The organism is Lentzea sp. NPDC092896, assembly GCF_044754905.1.
Taxonomy (GTDB): domain Bacteria; phylum Actinomycetota; class Actinomycetes; order Mycobacteriales; family Pseudonocardiaceae; genus Lentzea.
In genome coordinates, this window is the sequence record NZ_JBIVPX010000001.1 from 1,197,971 (window position 1) to 1,221,465 (window position 23,495).

Consider the following 23,495-nt stretch of genomic DNA (forward strand, 5'->3'; position numbering starts at 1 on the left):
TTGGTGTCGGGGTGAGGTCATAAGGTGTGAGCTATGCGGCGGATCATGGGAACCGAGGTCGAGTACGGCATCGCGGTGCCGGGCGACGCGACCGCGAACCCGGTGCTCACTTCGACACAGGTGGTGCTCGCGTACGCGGCGGCGGCGGACATACCGCGCGCCAGGCGGGCGCGCTGGGACTACGAGGTGGAGTCACCGTTGCGCGACGCGCGCGGGTTCGACCTGGGCAGCCCCGGTGGCCACCCCGCCGACTCCGACGTCGAGGACCTGGGCGCGGCGAACGTCATCCTCACCAACGGCGCGCGGCTCTACGTCGACCACGCGCACCCCGAGTACTCGGCTCCCGAGGTCACCAACGCGCGTGACGCGGTGATCTGGGACAAGGCGGGGGAGCGGATCATGGAGGAGGCCGCGATCAAGGCCGCCTCCGTGCCCGGCCAGCCCCGCCTGCAGCTGTACAAGAACAACGTCGACGGCAAGGGCGCGTCGTACGGCACGCACGAGAACTACCTGATGCAGCGCTCGACGCCGTTCACGTCCGTCATCGCGGGCCTCACGCCGTTCTTCGCGTCGCGCCAGGTCATCACGGGGTCCGGCCGCGTGGGCATCGGGCAGTCCGGCGAGGAGGCCGGCTACCAGCTCTCGCAGCGCTCCGACTACATCGAGGTCGAGGTCGGCCTCGAGACGACGCTCAAGCGCGGCATCATCAACACGCGCGACGAGCCGCACGCGGACGCGGACAAGTACCGCCGCCTGCACGTCATCATCGGCGACGCGAACCTGGCCGAGTACTCCACGTTCCTCAAGGTCGGCACCACCTCGCTGGTGCTCGACATGATCGAGAACGGGCAGCGGTTCGACGACCTGCGCATGGTCGACCCGGTGCGCGCGGTGCACCAGATCAGCCACGACCCGACCCTGAAGTTCAAGGTCGAGATGACCGGTGGCCGCAAGTTCACCGGCCTCGACGTGCAGTTCGCCTACCACGAGCGCGCGCTGGCGTTCGTGGAGAAGGAGGGCGTCGGAGACCGCGACGTCCTGCGGATCTGGGGCGAGGTGCTCGACGCGCTGGCCCGTGACCCGTCCGAGTGCGCCGATCGCCTCGACTGGGTCGCCAAGCTGCGGCTGCTCGAGGGCTACCGGCAGCGCGACGGCCTGGAGTGGGGCGCCGCCCGGCTGAACCTGGTCGACCTGCAGTACTCCGACGTCCGCCTGGACAAGGGCCTCTACAACCGCCTCGTCGCGCGCGGCTCGATGAAGCGGCTGGTGAGCGAGGACGAGGTCCGCGCGGCCATCACCTCGCCGCCCGAGGACACGCGTGCGTACTTCCGCGGCCGGTGCCTGGAGCGCTACCCGACCTCGGTCGCGGCCGCGTCGTGGGACTCGGTGATCTTTGATCTCGGTCGAGAATCCCTCGTGCGAATCCCCACCCTGGAGCCGCTGCGCGGGACGAAAGCGCACGTCGGAGCTCTTCTGGAGGCCTCTGACACCGCCGAGCAACTGGTGGACGCACTGACTCGCGGGTGATCGTCTACCCGAGTGGCTCAGGATTTTTGTCGGTGCCGCTGGGTAGTGTTCTTGTCAGGCGAGTGAGTGGGAGGCCGAGATGTCCCAGGAACAGAAGCAGCACCAGGGTGGTGGCGACGGCGACGACGGTGCCGACGACGCCGCGGGAGCCGGTCAGGAACGCCGCGAGAAGCTCGGCGAGGACGTGGACGCGATCCTCGACGAGATCGACGACGTGCTTGAGGAGAACGCGGAGGACTTCGTCCGCGCATACGTGCAGAAGGGCGGTCAGTAGGCCTTCGGGGGCCTGTTGACCACCTCGGGGACGGGAGAACAACCAACACATGGACCACAGCTCGACCGGGCGTTACCCGGCCGCGGCGCTGCCCTCCGCGTACCTCACGCCGGGCTCGTCGTCGTTCACGGACTTCCTGCGGGCCCAGGCACCCGACATGCTGCCTAGCGCCCGGAAGCTCCCGGAGGGGACCGTCCAGGCCCCGCACGGGACGACGATCGTCGCGGCCACCTACAAGGGTGGTGTCGTGATCGCCGGCGACCGGCGCGCGACGATGGGCAACGTCATCGCCCAGCGCGACATGAAGAAGGTCTTCGTCACCGACGACCACTCGGCCGTCGGCATCGCGGGCACGGCGGGCATCGCCATCGAGATCGTGCGGCTGTACACGGTGGAGCTGCGGCACTACGAGAAGATCGAGGGCGTGCCGCTGTCGCTCGACGGCAAGGCGAACCGCCTCTCGGCGATGATCAGGGGCAACCTCGACGCGGCCATGGCCGGCCTCGCCGTGGTGCCTCTGTTCGCCGGGTACGACACCTCGGCCACCGACTCGGAGCGCGCCGGCCGCATCGTGTCCTACGACGTCACCGGCGGCCGTTACGAGGAGTCGCAGGGCTACCAGGCCGTCGGCTCGGGCTCGCTGTTCGCGAAGTCCGCGCTCAAGAAGCTCTACGACCCCGACGCGGACGCCGAAGCAGCGATCCGCTCGGTCGTCGAAGCGCTCTACGACGCGGCGGACGACGACTCGGCGACAGGCGGCCCGGACCCGGTCCGCCGCCTCTACCCGATCGTGGTCACGATCAACGGTGCCGATGGTGCCGTCGAGGTGCCGGAACCCCAGGTCGCCACGATCGCCGACGCGGTCGTCGAAGGCCGCCGGTCCCGCCCCTCAGGCTGAGTCCCCCACAGGTTCGACGTCAGGAGCACCACCCATGACGATGCCGCTGTACGCATCGGCGGAGCAGGTGATGCGCGACCGCTCGGAGTACGCCCGCAAGGGCATCGCCAGGGGTCGCAGCGTCATCGTGCTCAAGTACGCCGACGGCATTCTCTTCGTCGCGGAGAACCCTTCCAGCACGCTGCACAAGGTCTCGGAGATCTACGACCGCATCGGCTTCGCCGCCGTCGGCCGCTACAGCGAGTTCGAGAACCTCCGCCAGGCCGGCATCCGGTTCGCCGACGTCCGCGGGTACCAGAACGACCCGCGCGACGTGACGTCCCGGTCTCTCGCGAACGTCTACGCCACCACGCTCGGCACCTACTTCACCGAGCAGATCAAGCCGTTCGAGGTGGAGATCGCCGTGGCCGAGGTCGGCGACACCGCCGGGTCGGACACGTTGTACCGCTTGACCTACGACGGGTCCATCGTGGACGAGCCCCAGTACATCGTGATGGGCGGCACCGTCGACGCCGCCAACACGGCGCTGAAGGAGGCCTTCGCCGACGGTCTCACGCTGGCCGAGGCCGTTCCTCTTGCGGTGAAGGCGTTGTCCGCCGGATCACCGTCCACGGGGACCGGGTCCGCTGAGCTGCTTCCGGCGGCGAAGCTGGAGGTGGCGGTGCTGGAGAGGGCTCGGCCGCGCAGGGCGTTCCGTCGGATCGCCGGTGCCGCTCTGGACGGCCTGATGCCCGCGCCCACCAAGGACGGCAAGACCGTCGAGGACGTCGAGCTGCCGTCGGACGACGAGTCCAAGTAGGTCTGTTCGCTGGTGAAGGGCCCCAGGCGGTGTTGCCTGGGGCCCTTTCACGTCAGTCCGCGTAGATCGCCAGCAGGTCGGCCAGCTCGTCCGGCTTGCTCAGCGGCGCGCAGTGGCCCGCAGCCAGCTCCACCGGCACGACGCCCAGCCGGTCCGCCACGACCCCGCGCATGAAGTCCGGGGTGAAGAACCGGTCCTCCGTGCACAGGACGAAGTGCGTTGGCACGTCCGGCAGCGCGTCCAACGGCCACGGCTTCGCCATCGAGGTCTCGGACATGCCGCGTTCCCGCTTCTGCGACTCCGCGGCCAGGTCGGCGGGAACGTCGTGGAAGAACTGGTCCTCCAGGCCCGAGTCGGTGTAGCCGGTGTTGGCCCACCATTCGCCAGGAGTCTCACCTGGACTCGGCACCATCGCCGTCACCAGCACCAACGCCCTGGCGTTGACGCGGGCGGCGACCAGGGGAGCGACGAAGCCGCCGAACGAGTGGCCCACCGCCACCACGTCCGAAGTGGACGGGAGGGCGTCGACGACGGTCGACGCCCAGTCCGTCAGGTCCTTCGACTCGTCCTCGATGGGGAGGTCCGGTGCGACGACGGTGTGACCCTTGGCCCGCAAGGCTTCTGCGACCAGGTGCCACGACCAGCCGACGTCGCCCGCGCCGTGCGCTATCGCGAAGGTCGTCATGGCCGCAGCCTATTCGCGACGCTCGATCGGCAGGCGGGAACGGGTGAAGAGGGCCGCGCCCAGCATGGCGACGGCCGGGACCACCAGCAGCGAGATCGTGATCGTGGGCCAGGGGACGGTGAGCGGGTTCGGTTCCGGCGCGGGCCAGAAGCCGGAGTAGCCGACGTTGAGCGCAGCCAGCAGGGCCAGGGCCGAGCCCGCGCCCGCCGCTGTGCCCAGGAAGCCGCCGATGCCCGCGATCACGCCCGCCTGGCTCAGGGACAGGAGTTTGCGCAACGTCGGGGTCGCTCCCACCGCGGCCAGCGTCGTGAGGTCGCGCCTGCCGTCGGCTGCCGCCAGACCGGTGGCGAGGGCGGCGGCCGCGAGGGTGATGATGCCCGCCACGATGCCGAGGACTGTCAGGGCCTGCTGCACGTCGGACTCCGTCGGGCGATCGACGTTCACCTCGTACTCACCACCCAGCGCCGCGGTCAGGGCCTCCTGCTCCGCTTCGGTGGGCATGCGGGTCGTGGTGGCGTACATGGTGAACGTCGTGACGTCGTAGCCCAGCGATCGCGCGGTCTGCTCGGTCATCACGGCCAGTGGTGCCGGATGTCGCTGGGGTGCCGCGAAACCCGGGGCCGGGGTGGTGGTGGCCTGGGTGCCGGTGGCTAGGAGGACCTGGCCGCCGGAGACGAGATCGGGGTCGTTGACGACGATCCTGCCTTCGCGCAACGCCCTCTGGGCGGCCGCCACGTCGCCGGAGTTCAAGTGCAGCAACGATTGGACGGCCTCGGGTGTCGCCACCACCAGGAAGCCGTTCGGGGTGGTGTAGGTGCCGAAGTAGCGGTGGGTCCGGCCCACGCCGGCGCAGCGGTCGTCGGCCAGCGCGGACTGTTGTTCCGCCTCGGTGGGATCGCGGTGCAGGACGTCGAGGGTGTACGGGCACTCGCGGTCCGCCGGCGGGCGGACGTGGGCGAAGCAGGGGCCGCCGTCGCACGAGAGGAGTTTGATCTCGTGGGTCTCGGCCACCGGCAGGGTGTTCCGGATCGCGGTCGCCACCGAGGCCGGGATGGGCGCGGTGCTGGACTTCGTGAGGTCGTCCAGGCGGTAGACGGTGACATCGCCCATGCTGCCCGCCAGCTGACCCGCTTCCTGCTGGGACTGCGAGGTGAGCATGACGCTCACGGCCACCGCGCCGATCACCGCGGCCATCACGGCCGAGATCGCGGGGGCCGCGGCGGTGCGGTTGCGGGAGGCGTCGCGCAGGGCGATGCGCAGTGCCACCGGCAGCCAACGACCGGCGCGTGCCAGCAGACCCAGCAGTGACGGCGTGCAGAGGACCAGACCCACCTCGGTGAGGACCAGAGCCGCCAGGATGCCGGTGAACCGCATCTGGATCGCGCTGAAGACGCCCACCGCGATGCCCGCGGCCACCAGGGTCAGGCCCAGCACCAGCCAGCGGCGGCGCGAGCGGGTGATGCCCCGCCTGCCCGCCAGCGCCGTCACCACGTCCTGCCGGGACGAGATCCACGCGGGAACGAGCGCCGCGAGGACGCCGGTGACGATCGCCAGCAGCGCCAGCGCGGCCAGGGCGGACGGGTAGAAGCGCTGGGCGGCGAAGCGTTCGGCCAGCAGCCATTCGATCAGTGGGCGACTGGCCACCGCGGCCAGGACGCCCAGGATCACGCCACCCAGAGCGGCCAGCGTGCCCATGACGACGCCATCCGCCAGGACGATGCGGCGGACGTGGGCGGGGGAGCCGCCGACCGCGGCCACCAGCGCGAGGTCGCGTTTGCGGCGGCGGGCGCCGACGGCCAGTGCCGAGCCCGCCAGCAGCGACATCTCCAGCACGGCCAGGCCCGCCACCAGGACGAGGACGTCGGCGGTGATCTCGTTCGAGCCGGGGAGTTCCGGATAGCGCTCGGAGGCGGGCGGCAGGTCGTTCAGCACGGCGCGGGACAACGCCGCGATGCCGAGCTTGTTGAGCTCCTTGACCTTCGGCCACGACAGCGGAGTGGTCACCAGCCAGGAGCGGTCGGTCCGCTCGAACGTGCCGGGCAGCGCCACCAGGGTCGTGTTGTCGAGCCGGTCCGGTTCCTCGACGACTCCGACTACGGTGAACGTGCGGCCGTCCTCGGTCGTGAGGGAACCGCCGAGTGCGGCCCCGGTGCGGTCCATCGCCTTGCGGGACAACGTGATCTCGGTGGCGCTCGCGGCCGCCCTGCCCTCCAGCACGGTGATCATGCCGCGGGTGACCGGGTTGTTCAGGTCGAGCATGCGCACGCTCGCGCGGCCGACGCCCGCCGTCGTGCGGATGTTGACGCCGCCGCGGTCGACGGGGACGAGTTCGGTGCCGGGGAGCAGGGCTTTCAGTCGTTCCTCCGACGGGTCCTGGCCCTCGGCGTTCGTGGTCGGGATCGCGAAGTCCCTGGTCGGTTCCTGGATGACGGGACCGCGGTAGGGCCAGCTGACCAGGGCCTGCGCGGCGCCCATGCGGCGGTCGGCGTCCTCGTCCGGGGTGGGGCTGGTCGAGTCGTGCACGATCGCGGTGAACGACAGCGCGGCGACCGGGACCGCGATCAGGGCGATGACGAGGGCCGAGCGGCCGGCGGACTTGCGGGCCTCCCGCCAGGCGATGCGCACTGCCGCGCGCCACCCGTTCACGGCGTGCTCAGCAGTTCTTCTGGCTGGTCGCGGGACGAGACGTCGACCACGACGCCGTCGCGCAGGAAGACGACGCGGTCGGCCCAGGCGGCGTGGCGGGCGTCGTGCGTGACGAGGACGGCGGCGGCCCCGGCGTCCACTTTGGAGCGCAGCAGCCGGAGCACGGTCTCGCCGGTGCGGGAGTCGAGGGCGCCGGTGGGTTCGTCGGCGAGCACCAGGCGGCGTTCGCCGATCAGGGCGCGGGCGATGGCGACGCGTTGCTGCTGGCCGCCGGACATCTCGTCGGGGAACCGGTCGGCGTAGCCGTCGAGATCCACTTCGGACAGTGCGGTTTCGGCCTGCCGGCGGGACCTGCGGACGCCGTCGAGGTCGAGGGGGAGTGCGACGTTCTCGGCGGCGGTGAGGCTCGCGATGAGGTTGAGGTCCTGGAAGACGTAGCCGATCCGCTTGCGGCGCCAGGCGGCGAGCTGCTTGCGGGACAGCGACCGCAGGCTCGTGCCGTCGACGAGAACCTGGCCGCTGGTCGGGCTGTCGAGGCCGCCGCAGAGGTTCAGCAGCGTCGACTTGCCGGAGCCGGACGGCCCCATCACGGCGACGAGCTCACCCGGTTCGACGGTGAGGGAGACGCCGTCGAGGGCGTTGACCGCCGTCTCGCCGGTGCCGTGGACGCGATGCACGTCGCGCAGTTCGAGGACGGTCATCTCGGCACCTCGACGTCGGTCGTCTCGGGGACGGGCTTCGGTTCGTAGCGCAGCAGGCTCGTCTCGCAGTGGTCGAGCCAGCGCAGTTCGGCCTCGGCCTGGAAGATCATCGCGTCGAGCACGAGCAGCCACGGCAGGTCGCCGGGCTGGGTCTTGAGCCTCGTGTACTCCTGCAACGTGCGCATCGTGGCCGTGCGCTGGGTCATCACGACCTTGGCGACGTCGACGCCCGGCGTGGTGATGGCGAGGGCGAGCTTGATCGCCACCTCGTCGCGCGGCCGGTCGCCGCGCTGGACGGGCGTCGCGAACCACTTCCTCAGCTCGTCGCGGCCCTGCGTGGTGATCTCGTAGGGCCGCTGGCCCTCGTTCTCGGGAAGGGCTGCGACCAGATCGTCGCGCTCCAGGCGCGACAACGTCGTGTAGACCTGCCCGATGTTCAACGGCCACGTGCCGCCGGTGGCCGAGTCGAACGCCGCCCGCAGCTGGTAGCCGTACATGGGCCCGCGCTGCAGCAACGCGAGAAGACCGTGTTTGACCGACATACCTACTGAGTATGCATACTGAGTATGTTCCTGGCAAACGGTGACGGGCAAACACACGTGCGATCGGTGCTGACATCAGGAACCCTGATGGGTGGCTGAAGCGGGGTGGGAGCGTGGACGGCACCGCGCGGAGAAGAACGGGAAGACTGAGCTTGCTGGGGGCTCCGGGCAGGACCGAGGCGCGCCACGTTCCAGGGCCGCCGGACGTGCGGGACTACGAACCGGCGGACGAGCCGGCGTGGCTGCGCTGCCGGGTCCTCGGACTGCTGGCGACGACCTGCTACGACGACGTGTGGCCTGCCAAGCGCCGCGCCGACCTGGAACTCGTCGCGGTCGACGGCGGCGTGACCGGCGTGCTCGACGTGTCCGTGCCAGGGGCGGAGGCGATGATCGAGACCGTCGTCGTGCACCCGGATTATCAAGGGCGGGGCATCGCGACAGCGCTGTTGGTGGAGGCGGTGCGACGGCTGGAGCGATGCGGTGTGCGCGAGGTCCACGCATGGACCCGTGAGGACGCGCCGGCGTTGGGATGGTTCGCGCGCAACGGGTTCGTGGAGGACCGCCGGTACCTGCAGGTGTACGCGTCGCCCGCCGAGGTGGGCAGCGTGCTGAGCGTGAGGTACGGACTGGAGCCCGTAGGAGCGTTCCTGCACGCCAGGATCGAACGGGAAACCGAGCTGCGGCAACGGTTCGAGCGTGTGCACGTGTGCCGGAGGATGGTGCGCGCGCTCAGGTCGTGATGCCGGTGAGCCTCGGGATGGTGGCGGTACGCCCGGCGAGCAGCATGACGAGCGCCTCGATCGGCCCGCGCACCTCGGCGCCATCGCCCGCCGACCAGTCGACGTCGGTGGCGACGAGCCGGTGCCCGGCCAGCCTGCGCCGCGCGTGGAACGGGAACCCGATGCGCCACAGGTCGTCCGCCGCCACGACGGCGGCGTCGAGGGGCATGTGCCGTTCGATGCCGAGTGGCAGCGCGATGTCCTGCGTGTGGACCATGGTGTCCATCAGCGCGTTCTTGAGCGACTGGCCGGGCGCGAGCCGGTGGAACCCGACGGCGCCGCGCAGTTCCGCGACGAGTTCGGCGGTCGGTCTGCGTGCCTCGTCGCGTGCCGTCTGGTCGACCATGCGGTTGAAGCTCCCGCGAGCCCGGACGAACGCCCCGAACGCCGTGCCGACGCGGATCCGGTGCGCGAGCGACAGGTGGGCGGCGACCTCGCGCACCGTCCAGCCCGCGCACAGCGACGGGTAGGTCCACTCGATGTCCGTCAATCCGGCGAGCAGGTCCGCGGTCGCCGCGCGTTCGGAGTCGATCGTCTGCCAGATCGTTGCCTCGTCCATCGCCCTCTCCTCTTGATTTAGTTCGAGAGGCTGACTACTTTAATCAGTGTCTCTGACCAAAAGCAACGGGAGTTCCGGGTGAACATCGGACTGCTGCTCTTCATCCCGAACCGCGACGTCGAGAACCGCGTCCTGGCGGCGGTCAACGCGGCGGGCTTCGAGGTGACGCAGGCGCAGGCTCGGGTGCTCATGCGCGTCGACCCGGAGGGAACGCGGCTGACCGTGCTCGCGGAGGCGGCCCAGGTGACCAAGCAGACCGCCGGTTTCCTGGTCGACCAGCTGGAGAAGGCCGGGTACGTGGAACGGGTGCCCGACCCGGCGGACGGCAGGGCGCGGCTGGTGCGGGTCACCGCGAAGGCGCTGGGCGCGGTGCCCGTCGCGAACGAGGAACTGGCCAGGATCGAGGCGGAATGGGAACGGCACCTCGGCAAGCGGCGCATGGGCCAGCTGCGCGAGGCCCTGGAGATGCTCGGCGAGATCACCGACCCGTACCGCTGACCCGCGTGGTGCCGGTGGCGTTCGACCCGGTCGCGCTGACGACGGCCGCGGTCTACCGGGTGGTGTCGGCGGGGGAGCCGGCGTTCGTGAAAGTCCTGCGGCGACCGGTGTTTCCGGGCTTCGAGGAGCTGGTCGGGGAGTTCCCGTGGCGCGACGAGGCGGAGTTCCTGGTGTCGGACTTCGTGTTGCCACCGGGGATGCGGCGGCCGCGCGTGCTGCGGGTCGACGACCTCGGCGACCGGATCGGGCTGTGGCTGGAGGACGTCGTGTGCGCGGACGTCCCGTGGGATCTGCCGCGATTCCGGCGGGCCGCCGTGGCGCTGGGCCGGTGGGCAGGACGTCGCTTCGGCGGCGCGCCGGGCAGGGCGTTGCGGCTGCTGTACGAGGGAAGACTGGTGCGGGAGGCGTTCCTGCGGCCGGACTGCCCGCCACTCGCCGGCCGGATGCCGGATCTGCTGGCACGACTGGAGGCGTTGCCTCAGGCCACCGGGCACAACGACGCGTGCCCGCAGAACCTGCTGGTACCGCTCGACGATCCCGAGTCGTTCGTGGTGATCGACGTGGGCTGGCAGTGTCCGAACCCGGTCGGAGCCGACCTGGGGCAGCTGCTCGTGGGCCTCGCTCAGGCCGGACGGATGGCCGTCGCGGACCTGCCGCCCGTGCGCGAGGCGATCATCGACGCGTACCTCGAGGGGCTGCGGCTGGAACACCGTGCGGTGTCACGGGAAGAGGTCGTGCTGGGGTGCGACGGGACGCTGGCGGTGCGCAGCGCGTTCCACTCGGAACCCGAACTGGCCGAGTACCTCGTGGAACGCGCCATGGCCCTCTAGTGGTGTGGCCCGGCCCGTTGGCGGGCGCATTCGCGGTCAGCAGGGCGCCTCGCGGCACCGCCCCCACGCCCCCATACGACTCCGGTATGAGGACGTGGGGGCGGCACCACGACGCACCCGTCTGACCGCGAATTCACCCGGCAACCTTCCGGGCCACACCACTAGGACGCCAGCAGCTCCGACACCCGCGAGCGGACCTCGGGCGAGTCGAGGCCGCGGACCATCACGGTGGTGCGGCGGCGCAGCACGTCGTCCACTTCGGACGCCCACTCGGTGCGGCGGGCGTGCTCGACCTGCGCCCAGATGTCCGGGCCGTCCGGGTGGACGCGCTCCAGCAGCGCCGGGTTCTCCAGGCCGAGCGCGACGACCTCGTGCGACGTCGTGCCGTAGTGCGTGGCGAGGTGGCGGACCACGTCGCCGGGCAGCGCGTCGAACGCGTGGCCCAGCACGGAACCCACGGTGTCGGGCGACGCCGAGCCCGGCAGCGCGACGCCGTCCAGCGGGCCGTCGAAGGTGCGGCCCAGCTCGGAGTTCACGCGGGCCAGGACGGTGGCACCGATCTTGCGGAACGTCGTCCACTTGCCGCCGGCCACGCTGATCATGCCGCCGGACCCCGCGGTGATCACCGTTTCGCGCTTGGCGTGCGAGGTGTCGCCGGGGCCGCCGGGCAGCACCCTCAGGCCCGCGAACGTGTACGCGATCCGCGAACGGTCCAGACCGGACACCGCGACGCCCGCCTCGTCCAGGATCTGGTCGATGTCGGCGTCGGTGCACGCGACCGCGGCCGGGTCGCCCTCGTAGGCCTCGTCGGTGGTGCCGAGCAGGAGGTGGCCCTCCCACGGGATCGCGAACGACACGCGCACGTCGTCGACCGGGATCGTCAGCGCGGCCTTCCACTCCGAGGTCTGCTTCAGCACCAGGTGCGAGCCCTTGGAGAGGCGGATCGACGGGTCGGCGGCGGCGTCTTCCATGCGCCGCAGCACGTCGAGCCACGGGCCGGTCGCGTTCACGACGACCTTCGCGTCCACGCCGAACTCGCCGAGCGAGTCGCGCAGGTCGACGCCCGTGACCTTCGCGCCGGTCTTGCGCAGGCCCACGACCGAGATGTGGTTGAGCAGCACGGCACCGGCCTCGGCGGCGGCGCGGGCGGCGGTGATCGCCACGCGGCTGTCGTTCATCTGGTGGTCGTAGTACATCGCGGCACCGCGCAGACCGTCGGCGCGCAGGTCAGGCACCCACTCCGCGGCCCTGCGCGCCGACAGCACCTTCCCCATGCCGTCGCCGAAGCCCGACAGCGCGGAGTACAGCGTGACGCCCGCGCCCAGCACGAACCGGCTGTGCGGGCCGCCCTTGTAGACGGGGACGAGGAACGGCAGCGGGCGCACCAGGTGCGGGGCCAGGTGGTCGCCCAGCGCGCGGCGTTCCTTGTGGTTCTCGTGCACCATCGGCACGGCCGACGGGCCCATCGCCAGGTAGCGCAGGCCGCCGTGCACGAGCTTCGACGACGCGGACGACGTGGCGCCCGCGAAGTCGCCGCTCTCCACCAGCGCCACCCGCAGTCCCGACCGCGCCGCGGCCCACGTGGTCGCGATGCCCAGGATGCCGCCGCCGATCACGACGACGTCGAACTTGCCGTGCTGCAGCTCTTCGCGAGCCCTTGTCCGCTGAGTTGAGTCAGTCATCGTCCTCGTCCATCCACCCGACGGTCCGCTCGACCGCCTTCTTCCACTTCCGGTAGCCCTTGTCGCGGGCGTCCGGATCCATTGACGGCTCCCATTCGGCCGCCTTGTGCCAGTTGGCTTTCAGCTCGTCGGTGGTGCTCCAGTAGCCCACCGCGAGTCCCGCCGCGTACGCCGCGCCGAGGCACGTCGTTTCGGCCACGATCGGGCGCACCACCGGCACGTCCAGCACGTCCGACAGGAACTGCATGAGCAGGTTGTTCGCCGTCATGCCGCCGTCGACGCGCAACGTCATGAGGTCCACACCGCTGTCGGCGTTCATCGCGTCCACGACCTCACGCGTCTGCCACGCCGATGCCTCCAGCACGGCCCGTGCAAGGTGCCCGCGCGAGATGTAGCCCGTCAGGCCGGCGATCACGCCACGCGCGTCGCTGCGCCAGTGCGGTGCGAAGAGTCCGGAGAACGCCGGCACGAAGTACGCACCGCCGTTGTCGTCCACGGTCCGTGCGAGTGTTTCGATCTCCGCCGCCGACGAGATCAGCCCGATCTTGTCGCGGAACCACTGCACCAGCGCGCCCGTCACCGCGACCGCGCCCTCCAGCGCGTACGCCGCCGGCTCGTCGCCGATCTTGTACCCGACTGTGGTGAGCAGGCCGTTCCGCGAGTGCACCGGCTTGCCACCGGTGTTGATCAGCAGGAACGCCCCGGTGCCGTAGGTGCACTTGCCCTCGCCGGGCTCGAAGCAGGTCTGGCCGAACAGCGCGGCCTGCTGGTCGCCCAGCGCCGACGCGACGGGCACGCCCTCGTAGCTGCCGTACACCTCGGAGGAGGACCGGATCTCAGGGAGCATCTCGCGCGGAACGTCCATCGCGGCGACGAGTTCCGGATCCCAGTCGAGGGTCTCCAGGTTCATCAGCATGGTGCGCGACGCGTTCGTGACGTCGGTGACGTGGCGGCCGGTCAGGTTCCAGATCAGCCAGGTGTCCATGGTGCCGAACAGGACCTCGCCGCGGCCGGCCTTGTCTCGCAGACCGTCGACGTTGTCGAGCAGCCAGCGCAGCTTCGGGCCGGAGAAGTAGGTGGCCAGGGGGAGTCCGGAGCGTTCGCGGAACCTGTCCTGGTCGCCGAGTTGCTTGATCAACGCGTCGGTGCGCGTGTCCTGCCAGACGATCGCGTTGTGCACGGGCTCGCCGGTCGCCTTGTCCCACACGACCGTGGTCTCGCGCTGGTTCGTGATGCCGAACGCGGCGATGTCGGCGTAGGTCAGCGACGCGTGAGAGAGGGCGTCGCGCACGACGGCCTGCACGTTCGTCCAGATCTCGGTCGCGTCGTGCTCCACCCAGCCCGGCCTGGGGAAGATCTGCCGGTGCTCGCGCTGAGCGACCGACACGATCCCGCCGGACTGGTCGAACACGATGCACCGGGACGACGTCGTGCCCTGGTCGATCGCCGCGATGTAAGCCACGTGCACACACTCCCTTGTGCGAACCATTCGACATTGTCGAACGATTCCACACTACTACCAGGAGAGCCCGCCGAGCTCCCTGGAGATGCTGCGAGCTGCCTCACGTACGTAGGAGACGAGTTCGAGGCGAGGGGGCAGATCGGGGGAGTCGCACAGCCGCTCGACCGGTCCGGAGATGCCGACGGCGCCCACGACCACGCCACGCCGGTCACGGATCGGTGCCGCGACGGACGCCTCACCCTCGACCAGTTCGTGCAGGTCGTAGGCCCAGTCGCGGTCGCGGACCTCGTTCATGGCGTCGGTGAGCTGCTCGGGGTTGAGGGTGTGCCGCGTGAACGGCTGCAGGTCGCCGTCCGGCCAGTCGCCGAACGCGACCAGCGCCTTGCCCAGGGCTGTCGCGTTCCATGGCAGCAGCGCGCCGGTGTCGAGCGTCTGCCGGCTGTTGTCCGGCCGGAACACGTGATGCACGACGAGCACGTGCTTGCCGTGCATCACGCCGATGCGTACGGCCTCGCGCGCACGCATCGCCAACGTGTCCGACCAGTTCAACGCCTTGGCGCGCAGCTCGTTGCCGTCCAGGTAGGACGTACCGATCTGGAACAGCGCGGCACCCAGGCGGTACTTGCCGCCCTCGACCTCCTGCTCGACGAACCCGACCTCCTGCAACGTCCGCAGGATGCCGTGCACCGTCGGTTTCGCGAGGTCCAGGGCGCGGGCGATCTCGCCGACGCTCAGCTGGTGCGCGCCGCCGTGCGCGAGCAGCTTCAGGACCTCTGCCGCGCGTTGAATGGACTGAATGGGGCCGGGCACGCACCCCACTCTAGCTGCGTACGTTCGACAATGTCGAACACTTACGGCCGATAGATTCCCAGCGCGGCCGCACGCGAACGGAACTTGAAGTGGTTCGCCTTCTCCCGGACCTCACCGTCCGTCGCGATCGAGATGGGCGCGCCGTGCACCTCGACGTTCAACGACGCCACCTCGAAGTGCTTGTACATGCGCGAGTGCTCCAACGCCCCGAGAAGAGCGCCGAAGAAGAACCTGGTCCGCGAGTACTTCCGGTCCGCACGGACGAACCGCACGTCGAGCAGCCCGTCGTCCAGCCGGGGCCGCATGGTCGGCGCGAAGCCCTTCGGCCGGTACGGCCCGTTGCCCACGAACAGCATCCACACGAGGTGCTTGTCGCCGTCGATCGTCATGTGCAACGGCTTCGCGCGCTGCAGGACGCGGAACATCGCGATTCCGGCCGCGGGCCACTTGCCCCAGCGCTTCTCCAGCTTCTCGCGGATGCGCACCATGTCGGGGTAGCCGCCGAGCGACGCCGTGTTGATGAACCACTGGTCGTTGACCTTCGCCATGTCCACCCGCACGCCCACGCCGTCCGCCACCGCCTGAGCCGTGTCGTGCAGGCCCATGATGCCCACGTCACGCGCGAAGTGGTTCAACGTGCCGGAGGGGACGAGCACCAGCGGTAGGTCGCGCTCGGCGGCGATGGCGGCCACGGTGGCCACGGTCCCGTCGCCACCGGCCACGCCCAGCGCCTTCGCGTCCGGCAGGTCCGACAGCTCCTCGACCGAGACGATCTGCGCCTTCGGCCACTCCTCGGTGATCTGCGGCGTCGGATCCGGCCCGATCCCCGAGTGCGGGTTCACCACCACGACCAGCCCGTCGCCGTCCTGCAACGACGTCAGGTCGGCGTGTTCGTAGGCAGACGCGGGCTCGTTCACCCCGAGCGGCCACCACCGGCGGGTGATCAGCGCGGCGCCGACACCGACCGCCGCGCCGGCCGCGACATCCGTCGGCCAATGAACGCCCGTGTGAACGCGTGAATAGGCGACCGCGGCCGCGATCGGCGCCACCACAGCGCCTGCTTTGGGGGATTCCATGGCCACCGCCGTGGCGAAAGCGGCCGCTGACGCGGAGTGACCGGACGGGAATGACGACGACGTCGGCCGCTTGGACAACCTGCGGTCCATCGCGAGCAGATCCGCGGCGGGCCGACGGCGCGGGAAAAGTGACTTGCCGACGAGGTTCGCGCTGGCAGAGGCCCCTGCGATGGCCGCAAGGCCCCGCATCGCACCACGCCGGTACGGGCCTTTCCTGGTCGCCAGAATCGCCGCGACGACGAACCACAGCAGGCTGTGGTTGGCGGCTTTCGAAAGCCTCTTCAAACCCCTGTCGAGCCTGCTCGGACGTAGTCCGGCCGAGGAGCTCATGAGCTTCTTGTCGAGAGCGCTGACCCGTTTCCACACCCCTCCGACACTAAACCGCAACCGGCGTGCCGCCCGAACGGATCACCCTGCTCCGCCTGAGAGTCGCCTACTGTTGAGGCATGCAGCGGCGGATCTTCGGCATTGAGACAGAATTCGGGGTGACCTGCACCTTCCACGGGCAGCGTCGTCTGTCCCCGGACGAGGTCGCGCGGTACTTGTTCCGCCGCGTCGTCTCGTGGGGGCGTTCTTCCAACGTCTTCTTGCGCAACGGCTCCCGGCTCTACCTCGACGTCGGCTCCCACCCGGAGTACGCGACGGCCGAGTGCGACGACCTGGCGCAGCTCGTCACGCACGACAAGGCCGGTGAGCGGATCCTGGAGGACCTGCTCGTCGACGCCGAGCGCAGGCTCGCCGACGAGGGCATCGGCGGCGACATCTTCCTGTTCAAGAACAACACCGACTCGGCCGGCAACTCCTACGGCTGCCACGAGAACTACCTGGTGGCACGCGCCGGCGAGTTCTCGCGCATCGCGGACGTGCTGCTGCCGTTCCTGGTGACCAGGCAGCTGATCTGCGGCGCGGGCAAGGTCCTGCAGACCCCGCGCGGCGCCGTGTACTGCCTCTCGCAGCGCGCCGAGCACATCTGGGAGGGCGTGTCGTCCGCGACCACCCGCTCCCGCCCGATCATCAACACCCGCGACGAGCCGCACGCCGACGCCGAGCGCTACCGGCGCCTGCACGTCATCGTCGGCGACTCGAACATGTCCGAGGTGACGACGCTGCTGAAGGTCGGCAGCGCGAACCTGGTGCTCGAGATGATCGAGCAGGGCGTCCAGTTCCGCGACTTCTCGCTGGACAACCCGATCCGCGCCATCCGCGAGATCTCCCACGACCTGACCGGCCGCCGCACCGTCCGCCTCGCGGGCGGCAAGGAGGCCTCCGCGCTCGACATCCAGCGCGAGTACTTCGAGAAGGCCGTCGAGCACTGCGCCAAGCGCTCACCGGACCCGATGGCGGAGCGCGTCCTCGAACTCTGGGGCCGCACCCTCGACGCCGTCGAGGCCCAGGACCTGACGAAGATCGACCGCGAGATCGACTGGGCCATCAAGAACCGCCTGATGAACCGGTACATGGAAAAGCACAACATGGACCTGTCCAACCCGCGCATCGCCCAGATCGACCTCGCCTACCACGACATCCGCCGCGGCCGCGGCGTGTTCGACCTGCTGCAGCGCAAGGGCCAGGTCGAGCGCGTGACCGACGACGGCGAGATCGAGGCCGCCAAGGACACCCCGCCGCAGACCACGCGGGCCAAGCTGCGCGGTGACTTCATCGCCGCCGCCCAGGCCGCCGGTCGCGACTTCACCGTCGACTGGGTGCACCTGAAGCTGAACGACCAGGCGCAGCGCACCGTGCTGTGCAAGGACCCGTTCCGGGCGGTGGACGAGCGCGTCGAGCGCTTGATCTCGTCGCTCTGACGCAGGCTTGAACCGAACGCGGCGGGCTCCTTCCGGGGCCCGCCGCGTTCGTCATTCACCGACTCGGATGCCGAGCCGCTCCAGTCGCTCGAACACCTCGCGAGGCATCAGATGTGTTGCGAACACCGCGCGCATGACGTCCTCGCGTGGGAACTCCACGTTCAGGTCCCGGTAAGGGGCTGAACCGTTCAACGACTCGCTCAGCAGTTTCAGGTCGAGCTTGTCGACGGACGGCGGAAGACCTCTCGACTCCGCGACCGGGACTCCGAGCAGGGACAGCCGATAGGCCACCTCTGCGGGCGTCAAACCGGTATCGCCAGCTGTGACCAGCAGGTGCAGCGCGTCAGCTGGTTCAGTCAGGCCGATCCAGCCGAACTCCGCAGACCGTCGGCCCCGCCAACTCTCGTTCTTCAGCGGGCGCATCAACAAGCGGCTGTCATGCCGCTCCACCCTGTCCGGCCACATGACGGCCTCCGTGCGCAGACCAAGCGTCTCGAGCCGCGCAGCCACCGCAGCGGGAGACTTCCCGAGCCGGGCGGCTGCGGCGAGCACGTGCCCCAGCGGCACCTTGAGGCCGGACCGCTCCAGCGCCGGGTGGTGACCGGTCAGCCAGGGCAGCTTGCTGTTCAGGGCGACGCTCAGCAGGAGCAGGTCCTCCAGTTGCGGTTCCAGGTCCAGCAGGTGGTCCGGCGGGGTGTCGAAGCCGTACTCCGCCAGTCTGCAGGCGACCGAGCGTGGACTGAGCGCTGTCGTGGCCGCCGCGATGAGGACGTGCTGGAGGCTCACCCGCGTTCCGGGCCGCAACCACGCCGACTCGTCCGAGTTGGTCATCGCGTCGGCTCTGATCGCGGTGCTGAGCAGTGCCAGATCATCAGGGTCAGCGGTCGCCGGAAGGAGCTCAGGTGATGGCGTCTTGTAGCCGAGCTCGGTCAGCCTGCTCGCGACCACGACAGGTGACGCGCCGGTCTCGAGCGCGGCGATGACGACGTGTCCGATGTTGACGACCACATCGCGATGCAGGGTGTCCTGATCGTTCCGGCGCTTGTGGGTGATCTTGTGATCGAACGAGGTGAGGCTCTCCGTGAGAACCTCGGCCGATGCGCTCTCCAACCCTGCTTCCGCGAGTCGCGCGGCGATCTGTGCTGGTTCTCGGCCTGTCTCCAACGCCGTGAGGATGATGTGTCGTCGCGATACAGGGCTTCGGACGTAGAAGCGTCCGGGCCTTTCCTGGTCGATGAACGTATGTCCGTCCTGCGGATCGCTCCGCCTCGGCAAGGTGCCGATGTCCGGCGTGTCATATCCCAGCTCGGCGAGTCGCATCACGATCTCGATGGGTGTCCGGTTTGTCTCGTGTGCAACAACCATGACGTGAGCGGCTGAAACGGTCTCGTCGGACCGGAGCGGGCCACGCATCACGCCGCCCGCCAGCAGCTCGGCGTCGTCCGCGCGGACCACTGCGGGAAGCGGACCCACCGTGCTGGTGTCGTACCCGAGTTCGGCCAGTCGTTCGACCAGAGTGGACGGGGCCAGGCCAACGTGGACCGCGAGGTCCAGGACGTAACCGCGTGACAGACCCGCGTCTGCCGTTAGCCAGACCTTCCGCCGGTCGTAGTCGACGAGCAGTTCCGGGTTGATCTCACTCACGTCGGCGGGCAACGAGTCCGGATCTGGAGCGGGGTAGCCGAGTTCGACGAGCCTGGCCACGACCTCGGACGGAGCGCGTTGAGTGATTTGCGCAACCTTGAGAACGTTTGCCTCAGACGGCCTGTCCAGGAAGGTGCGGAGCAAGCTGTCGTCGGACGGGCGGGCCGGCACGACTTCCTCGGTGGCGGGCCCTCGTCCCGTGCCCACTTGCAGCCATACCGCAAGTCGCCACCTGCTGACCTCGTTGTTCCAGTGCAGGTACAGCTCCCGATCATCCGAGAAGAGGTTGGCGTCGCTGGGAAAACAGCCCACGACTTCGATCGGTGCGTCCACCGAACCCACTCGCCAGGGTCGATACCGGACGTCGATTGCTCGCGCGCAGATCTTATCGGCGAGCGACGGCATGGTCTCGGACAACTCTGACAGCCAGGCGTGGGACAACGGCGAGCCCGGGGAGGTGAGCAGGGCTGGGATCGCGGGGCGCAACAGGTCCTCGACCGCAGAGGAGTCGAGTTCGACAATCTCCTGGCGGTTCACCGTGAGCCGGGGCTGGTCGTGGCCGGACAGATCGACCACCGCGCCGAACGTCGTGGTCCCGGCCCAGAGTCCGTCGGAGAGGACTGCGCCCAGGGTGTCGCACCACCACACTCTGCCCGCGGCCTGTACAACGTTGCCCGCCACTCTTCTGCCATGGGGGTCGAGCGCGTCATCCACGCCGATCGGAGCCGTTGGTGACAGCTGCCGAGGTTCCCAGATCTGGTAGCCGCTCAGGTCGTCCGACGTGACCGCGAAGTCGCTCACCCACAGGATCCGGCGCAGCAGCGAGGTGCAGCGCACCGGTTGGTCAGCCGGCCGCAGGCGCAGCCGCACGACCGTGCCCGCCTCGTCGCCCGGTCCGAGGTCACGCACGCGGAACAGGGCGTCAGGGCCCGCGATGTGGACCTCCAACCGGCGGCCGGGGCGGCCCGCGCGGCTGAGCCTGCACGTCGTCACCGTGATCTCGTCGGCCAGCATGAAGTAGCTGAGCACGCCGATGCCGAACCGGCTGTTGGGGAACGACTCGACGCCCGCCGAGGCCCAGTCGGCCTGCTCCTCGATGTACTCGGGCATGTCGGTGAAGCGCACGCCGGCGTGCGCGAAGACGTCCACGAGCTCGCGGTCGCCCATGCCGATGCCGTTGTCGGAGCATTCGAGGAACGGCCGGTCCAGCTCGTCGACGCCCTGCCGGAAGTCGATCCGGCCCGTCCACGGTGGCGGCGGGGTTCCGGTCGCCGTCAGGTAGGCGGTGCGGGCCTGGCGGTAGCGGCAGGCGTCGAGGGCGTTCTGGTACAGCTCCCGGATGGCGAGCTCCGAGGCGCCGTAGAGCTGTTCGCCCATGAGCAGCGCCCGGATCTGGTCGTCCGCCAGGCGGAACCGGTGACCGGGCGTCGCGGCGGGGGTCGTGCCGTCCGCCGACGCGTGGACGGGCATGTTCTTGAGTGGCGCGAGGGAGTCCGAGTCCTCGGCGGCGCGGACGATCTCGGCGAGCACGGCGTCGACGGCCGCCGCGCGGTCGTGCAGGGCGAGGGCGGTCGCGGGGTGGCGGCAGTCCGTCGTGAGCACGCGGGTGCGGTTGCCGTCCCACGTGGCCTGGCGGATCGACGTGAGCACCTCGTCCGGGGTGATGCCGTCGTCGATGCCGATGTGGTCGGCGATCACCCTGGGCAGTGCGGTGGGGTCGATGGCGGTGCGGTGGGCGACGACGAGCAGGTAGCCGAGCAGTTGCTCGCGCAGGTCCTGTTCCAGTTCGGTGCCGCCGGCGATGCGCGCGACCGGCCTCAGCGTTCCGGGGCGGTCGACTCGGCGCAGGTAGGCGGGATCGAGCTGGACCGCGCGCATCAGCTCCATGAGACGCGTGGCGGTGAGCACCGCGTTCAACGGGGGAGGGATCGACTCGGGCAGCAGCGACGTGATGGTGTCCAGGGCGTAGCACTCGGGCTGCCGGACGAGCCACTGGTGGAACATCCACCATCCGATGCCCGCGGCCGCCGGGTCGCCGGTTTCGGCGGCACGGACGGCACGGCGGTGCAGGGCGCCTTGCCCGGCCGCGAACGTGCTGAACTTCGTCAGCCCGGCGCTGGACGTGAAGGCGGCGACCGCCGGATCCACGCCCTGCCGCACCGCCGCCTTCGCCCAGAACGCCTGGTGCAGGTACGGGAACACGACGAGCAGCGCGGCCTCGGCGTCGGACAGACGCAGCTGCTCCAGCACCTGCCTGGTCAGCCAGCGGAGCCGCCGGGTGAACCGGTCCGCGAACTCGGTGTCGAGCCAGGGGTCGCCCGCCAACGCTCCGAGGGTGTCCTCGTACTGCACGGCCAGGTGGGACACCACGGCGGTGACGCCGCCCAGCATCGTGTTCGAGGGGCCCAGGTGGTCGCGTGCGGCCGTCGTCCACCGGTGTGGCGCGGTGACCTCCGCGAGGGAACGCCGCAGTGCGGTCGCTCCGATCACCAGGCGCGGGTCGTTCTCCTGCATGCCGAGGATCTTCTGCCGCGGCCGCAGGGAAGTGCGGCAGCGACGCGGCACATCACCCGTTCAGCCGTGTCCGGCCGATCAGCGGGTAGGAAGTGGACACCGGCTCGACCAGAGTGGGCGCATGAGGATCATCGCGGCGGCACTCGCTGCTTTCCTGATACTTCCCGGGGTGGCTTCGGCATCGGACGACACCTTCTGGGACCTGAAGCCCACCGGCACCGACGCGCGCTTCCGAGGCCTGTCCGCGGTCAACGGGCAGGTCGCGTGGGTCAGCGGCTCCAAGGGCACCGTCCTGCGCACGACGAACGGCGGCCGGACGTGGGACTCCGTCGGGCCGCCCGGCACCGAGGCGCTGGAGTTCCGCGACATCGAGGCCTTCGACGCGCGCAACGCCGTGGCGTTGTCGATCGGCGAGGGTGAGTCGTCGCGGATCTACCGCACGGCCGATGGCGGTAAGTCGTGGCAGGAGGAGTTCCGGAACACGGACCCGAAGGCGTTCTACGACTGCGTGGCGTTCTTCGACCGGTTCCGCGGGCTGGCGTTGAGTGATCCCGTCGACGGCAAGTTCCGTGTCCTCAGGACGTGGGACGGCGGTCGGTCGTGGCACGTCAACGACACCAAGGGCATGCCGGACGCGTTGCCGGGTGAGTTCGCGTTCGCGGCGTCCGGGCAGTGTGTGACGACCAGCGGCAACCACGCGTGGATCGCTACCGGCGGCGGGGCGAGGGCACGGGTGTTGGAGTCGCGGGACGGTGGGCGGTCGTGGAAGGCCTCCGACACCCCCTTGCCCAGCGGTGAGGCGGCCGGGGTGTTCGCGGTCGCGTTCAAGACGCCGTGGCGGGGTGTGGCTATCGGCGGGGACTACCTGAAGCCGACCGATCCGACGCCGGCGTTCGCGACGAACGACGGTCGCGGGTGGACGGCGGGCAAGCAGGCGCCGGTCGGGTATCGGTCCGGCATCGCCTATCGCGGGGACGGGCTGGTCGCGGTCGGACCGTCCGGGACGGACACCAGCAGGGACGGCAAGTCCTGGAAGATCGCGGACACCGGGAGTTTCGACACCGTGGACTGCGTCGGTTCGACCTGCTGGGCGGCGGGGGAGAAGGGGCGGGTCGGCCGGACCTGACATGCGTCTGCATCCGGGTGAGACCGGGGCCGCGGGCTGGCGGGTCGCCAGGCTGGCCGACGTCGTGCGGCGGCTGCGGGAGGAGGCGCCCACCGGGCGTCCCCTCCTCGTCGCGATCGACGGGCGCGGTGGTGCCGGGAAGTCCACTCTCGCCGGACGGTTGCGGGGGATCGTCCCGGGGTCCGAGGTGGTGCACACCGACGACGTCGCCTGGCACCACGCCTACTTCGACTGGGCGGACCTGCTGGTCGAGAACGTCCTGGCGCCCCTGCGCCGGGGCGAGGCGGTGGCGTTCCGGCCGGCGGCCTGGGCCGAACGCGACAGGCCCGGCGCGATCCAGGTCGCGTCCGGGTTGGACGTCGTGTGGATCGAGGGCACCGGGATCATCCGGGAGCGGTGCGCCGAGTGGATCGACGCCTCGATCTGGGTGCAGGGCGACCTGGACGAGCAGGAACGACGGCTGGTCGCCCGGGACGGCGACTCCGCCGAGCACCAACGGCACGTCGCCGCGTGGCTGGCCGAGGAGTTGCCGTTCCTGGCGCGCGAACAGCCGTGGCGCAAGGCGACCGTCGTCGTGGCAGGTACGACCACGCTCGACCACGATCCCGAGTCCGAGATCGTCGTAGGTGTGTAACGCC

General features: G+C 70.0%; 20 protein-coding genes. 10 read left to right on the plus strand and 10 right to left on the minus strand.

The window, feature by feature from the left end; genetic code table 11:
• Window positions 1-33: 33 nt before the first annotated feature.
• The 4 genes from dop to prcA all read left to right on the plus strand — a co-directional run bounded on the left by dop (window position 34) and on the right by prcA (window position 3,498).
• Window positions 34-1,527, plus strand: coding sequence for a depupylase/deamidase Dop (gene dop / locus ACIQF0_RS05320; protein ID WP_401024702.1), 1,494 nt, complete (start codon window positions 34-36; stop codon window positions 1,525-1,527).
• A gap of 79 nt (window positions 1,528-1,606) precedes the next feature.
• Window positions 1,607-1,801 (plus strand): ubiquitin-like protein Pup, encoded by a 195-nt coding sequence (locus tag ACIQF0_RS05325; RefSeq protein ID WP_030477124.1) that lies wholly within the window; start codon window positions 1,607-1,609, stop codon window positions 1,799-1,801.
• A gap of 49 nt (window positions 1,802-1,850) precedes the next feature.
• On the plus strand, window positions 1,851-2,699 hold the full coding sequence (prcB, locus tag ACIQF0_RS05330) for a proteasome subunit beta (RefSeq protein WP_360033109.1): 849 nt from the start codon (window positions 1,851-1,853) through the stop codon (window positions 2,697-2,699).
• Window positions 2,700-2,733: 34 nt separating this feature from the next.
• Complete coding sequence (prcA, locus tag ACIQF0_RS05335) at window positions 2,734-3,498, plus strand: proteasome subunit alpha (RefSeq protein ID WP_401024706.1); 765 nt, start codon at window positions 2,734-2,736, stop codon at window positions 3,496-3,498.
• A gap of 52 nt (window positions 3,499-3,550) precedes the next feature.
• Here prcA and ACIQF0_RS05340 read toward each other — a convergent pair whose 3' ends face one another.
• Genes ACIQF0_RS05340 through ACIQF0_RS05355 form a run of 4 tightly spaced genes read right to left on the minus strand, consistent with a single transcriptional unit; the run spans window position 3,551 to window position 8,072 of the window.
• Window positions 3,551-4,183 carry an alpha/beta fold hydrolase gene (locus tag ACIQF0_RS05340; protein ID WP_401024708.1) on the minus strand — a complete coding sequence of 211 codons (633 nt, stop codon included), beginning with the start codon at window positions 4,181-4,183 and terminating at the stop codon, window positions 3,551-3,553.
• 9 nt (window positions 4,184-4,192) lie between these two features.
• A complete protein-coding gene (locus ACIQF0_RS05345) occupies window positions 4,193-6,829 on the minus strand; it encodes an FtsX-like permease family protein (RefSeq protein WP_401024711.1) in 2,637 nt (878 codons plus the stop codon).
• Window positions 6,826-7,530: an ABC transporter ATP-binding protein gene (locus tag ACIQF0_RS05350; protein ID WP_401024714.1), complete on the minus strand. Its 705-nt coding sequence runs from the start codon at window positions 7,528-7,530 to the stop codon at window positions 6,826-6,828. Before ACIQF0_RS05350 ends, ACIQF0_RS05345 begins: the two co-directional genes overlap by 4 nt.
• Window positions 7,527-8,072, minus strand: coding sequence for a PadR family transcriptional regulator (locus ACIQF0_RS05355; protein ID WP_360033123.1), 546 nt, complete (start codon window positions 8,070-8,072; stop codon window positions 7,527-7,529). Before ACIQF0_RS05355 ends, ACIQF0_RS05350 begins: the two co-directional genes overlap by 4 nt.
• A gap of 152 nt (window positions 8,073-8,224) precedes the next feature.
• Between ACIQF0_RS05355 and ACIQF0_RS05360 the strand changes: the two genes are divergently transcribed.
• Window positions 8,225-8,812, plus strand: coding sequence for a GNAT family N-acetyltransferase (locus tag ACIQF0_RS05360; protein ID WP_401024717.1), 588 nt, complete (start codon window positions 8,225-8,227; stop codon window positions 8,810-8,812).
• Here ACIQF0_RS05360 and ACIQF0_RS05365 read toward each other — a convergent pair.
• Window positions 8,802-9,410: a maleylpyruvate isomerase family mycothiol-dependent enzyme gene (locus tag ACIQF0_RS05365; RefSeq protein WP_401024719.1), complete on the minus strand. Its 609-nt coding sequence runs from the start codon at window positions 9,408-9,410 to the stop codon at window positions 8,802-8,804. The genes ACIQF0_RS05360 and ACIQF0_RS05365 overlap by 11 nt on opposite strands.
• 78 nt (window positions 9,411-9,488) lie before the next feature.
• On the opposite strand from ACIQF0_RS05365, the gene ACIQF0_RS05370 reads away from it, so the two are divergent.
• Together ACIQF0_RS05370 and ACIQF0_RS05375 are read left to right on the plus strand one after the other, a co-directional pair.
• The gene (locus ACIQF0_RS05370; RefSeq protein ID WP_401024721.1) at window positions 9,489-9,908 is read left to right on the plus strand and encodes a MarR family winged helix-turn-helix transcriptional regulator; all 420 of its coding nucleotides are present in this window, start codon (window positions 9,489-9,491) and stop codon (window positions 9,906-9,908) included.
• A gap of 14 nt (window positions 9,909-9,922) precedes the next feature.
• Window positions 9,923-10,738, plus strand: coding sequence for a hypothetical protein (locus tag ACIQF0_RS05375; RefSeq protein ID WP_401024724.1), 816 nt, complete (start codon window positions 9,923-9,925; stop codon window positions 10,736-10,738).
• A gap of 161 nt (window positions 10,739-10,899) precedes the next feature.
• On the opposite strand, the gene ACIQF0_RS05380 is transcribed toward ACIQF0_RS05375, so the two are convergent.
• From ACIQF0_RS05380 to ACIQF0_RS05395, 4 genes are read right to left on the minus strand one after another with little or no spacing between them, the layout of a single operon-like run.
• Window positions 10,900-12,420: a glycerol-3-phosphate dehydrogenase/oxidase gene (locus ACIQF0_RS05380; RefSeq protein WP_360033137.1), complete on the minus strand. Its 1,521-nt coding sequence runs from the start codon at window positions 12,418-12,420 to the stop codon at window positions 10,900-10,902.
• Entirely contained in the window at window positions 12,413-13,909 is a 1,497-nt protein-coding gene (gene glpK, locus ACIQF0_RS05385; protein ID WP_401024726.1) for a glycerol kinase GlpK, read from the minus strand. The genes ACIQF0_RS05380 and glpK overlap by 8 nt, the downstream gene beginning before the upstream one ends.
• Before the next feature lie 27 nt (window positions 13,910-13,936).
• A complete protein-coding gene (locus ACIQF0_RS05390; RefSeq protein ID WP_401024729.1) occupies window positions 13,937-14,692 on the minus strand; it encodes an IclR family transcriptional regulator in 756 nt (251 codons plus the stop codon).
• Between the two features lie 41 nt (window positions 14,693-14,733).
• Complete coding sequence (locus tag ACIQF0_RS05395; protein ID WP_401027705.1) at window positions 14,734-16,098, minus strand: bifunctional phosphatase PAP2/diacylglycerol kinase family protein; 1,365 nt, start codon at window positions 16,096-16,098, stop codon at window positions 14,734-14,736.
• A gap of 116 nt (window positions 16,099-16,214) precedes the next feature.
• Here ACIQF0_RS05395 and pafA point away from each other — a divergent pair, with 116 nt between their 5' ends.
• Window positions 16,215-17,573, plus strand: a complete 1,359-nt coding sequence (gene pafA / locus ACIQF0_RS05400; RefSeq protein ID WP_093587937.1) for a Pup--protein ligase — start codon at window positions 16,215-16,217, stop codon at window positions 17,571-17,573.
• 51 nt (window positions 17,574-17,624) lie between these two features.
• Here pafA and ACIQF0_RS05405 read toward each other — a convergent pair whose 3' ends face one another.
• Window positions 17,625-21,731 (minus strand): hypothetical protein, encoded by a 4,107-nt coding sequence (locus ACIQF0_RS05405; protein WP_401024732.1) that lies wholly within the window; start codon window positions 21,729-21,731, stop codon window positions 17,625-17,627.
• 121 nt (window positions 21,732-21,852) lie between these two features.
• On the opposite strand from ACIQF0_RS05405, the gene ACIQF0_RS05410 reads away from it, so the two are divergent.
• On the plus strand, window positions 21,853-22,857 hold the full coding sequence (locus ACIQF0_RS05410) for an oxidoreductase (protein WP_401024735.1): 1,005 nt from the start codon (window positions 21,853-21,855) through the stop codon (window positions 22,855-22,857).
• A gap of 1 nt (window position 22,858) precedes the next feature.
• Entirely contained in the window at window positions 22,859-23,491 is a 633-nt protein-coding gene (locus ACIQF0_RS05415) for a hypothetical protein (protein WP_401024737.1), read from the plus strand.
• Window positions 23,492-23,495 lie beyond the last annotated feature (4 nt).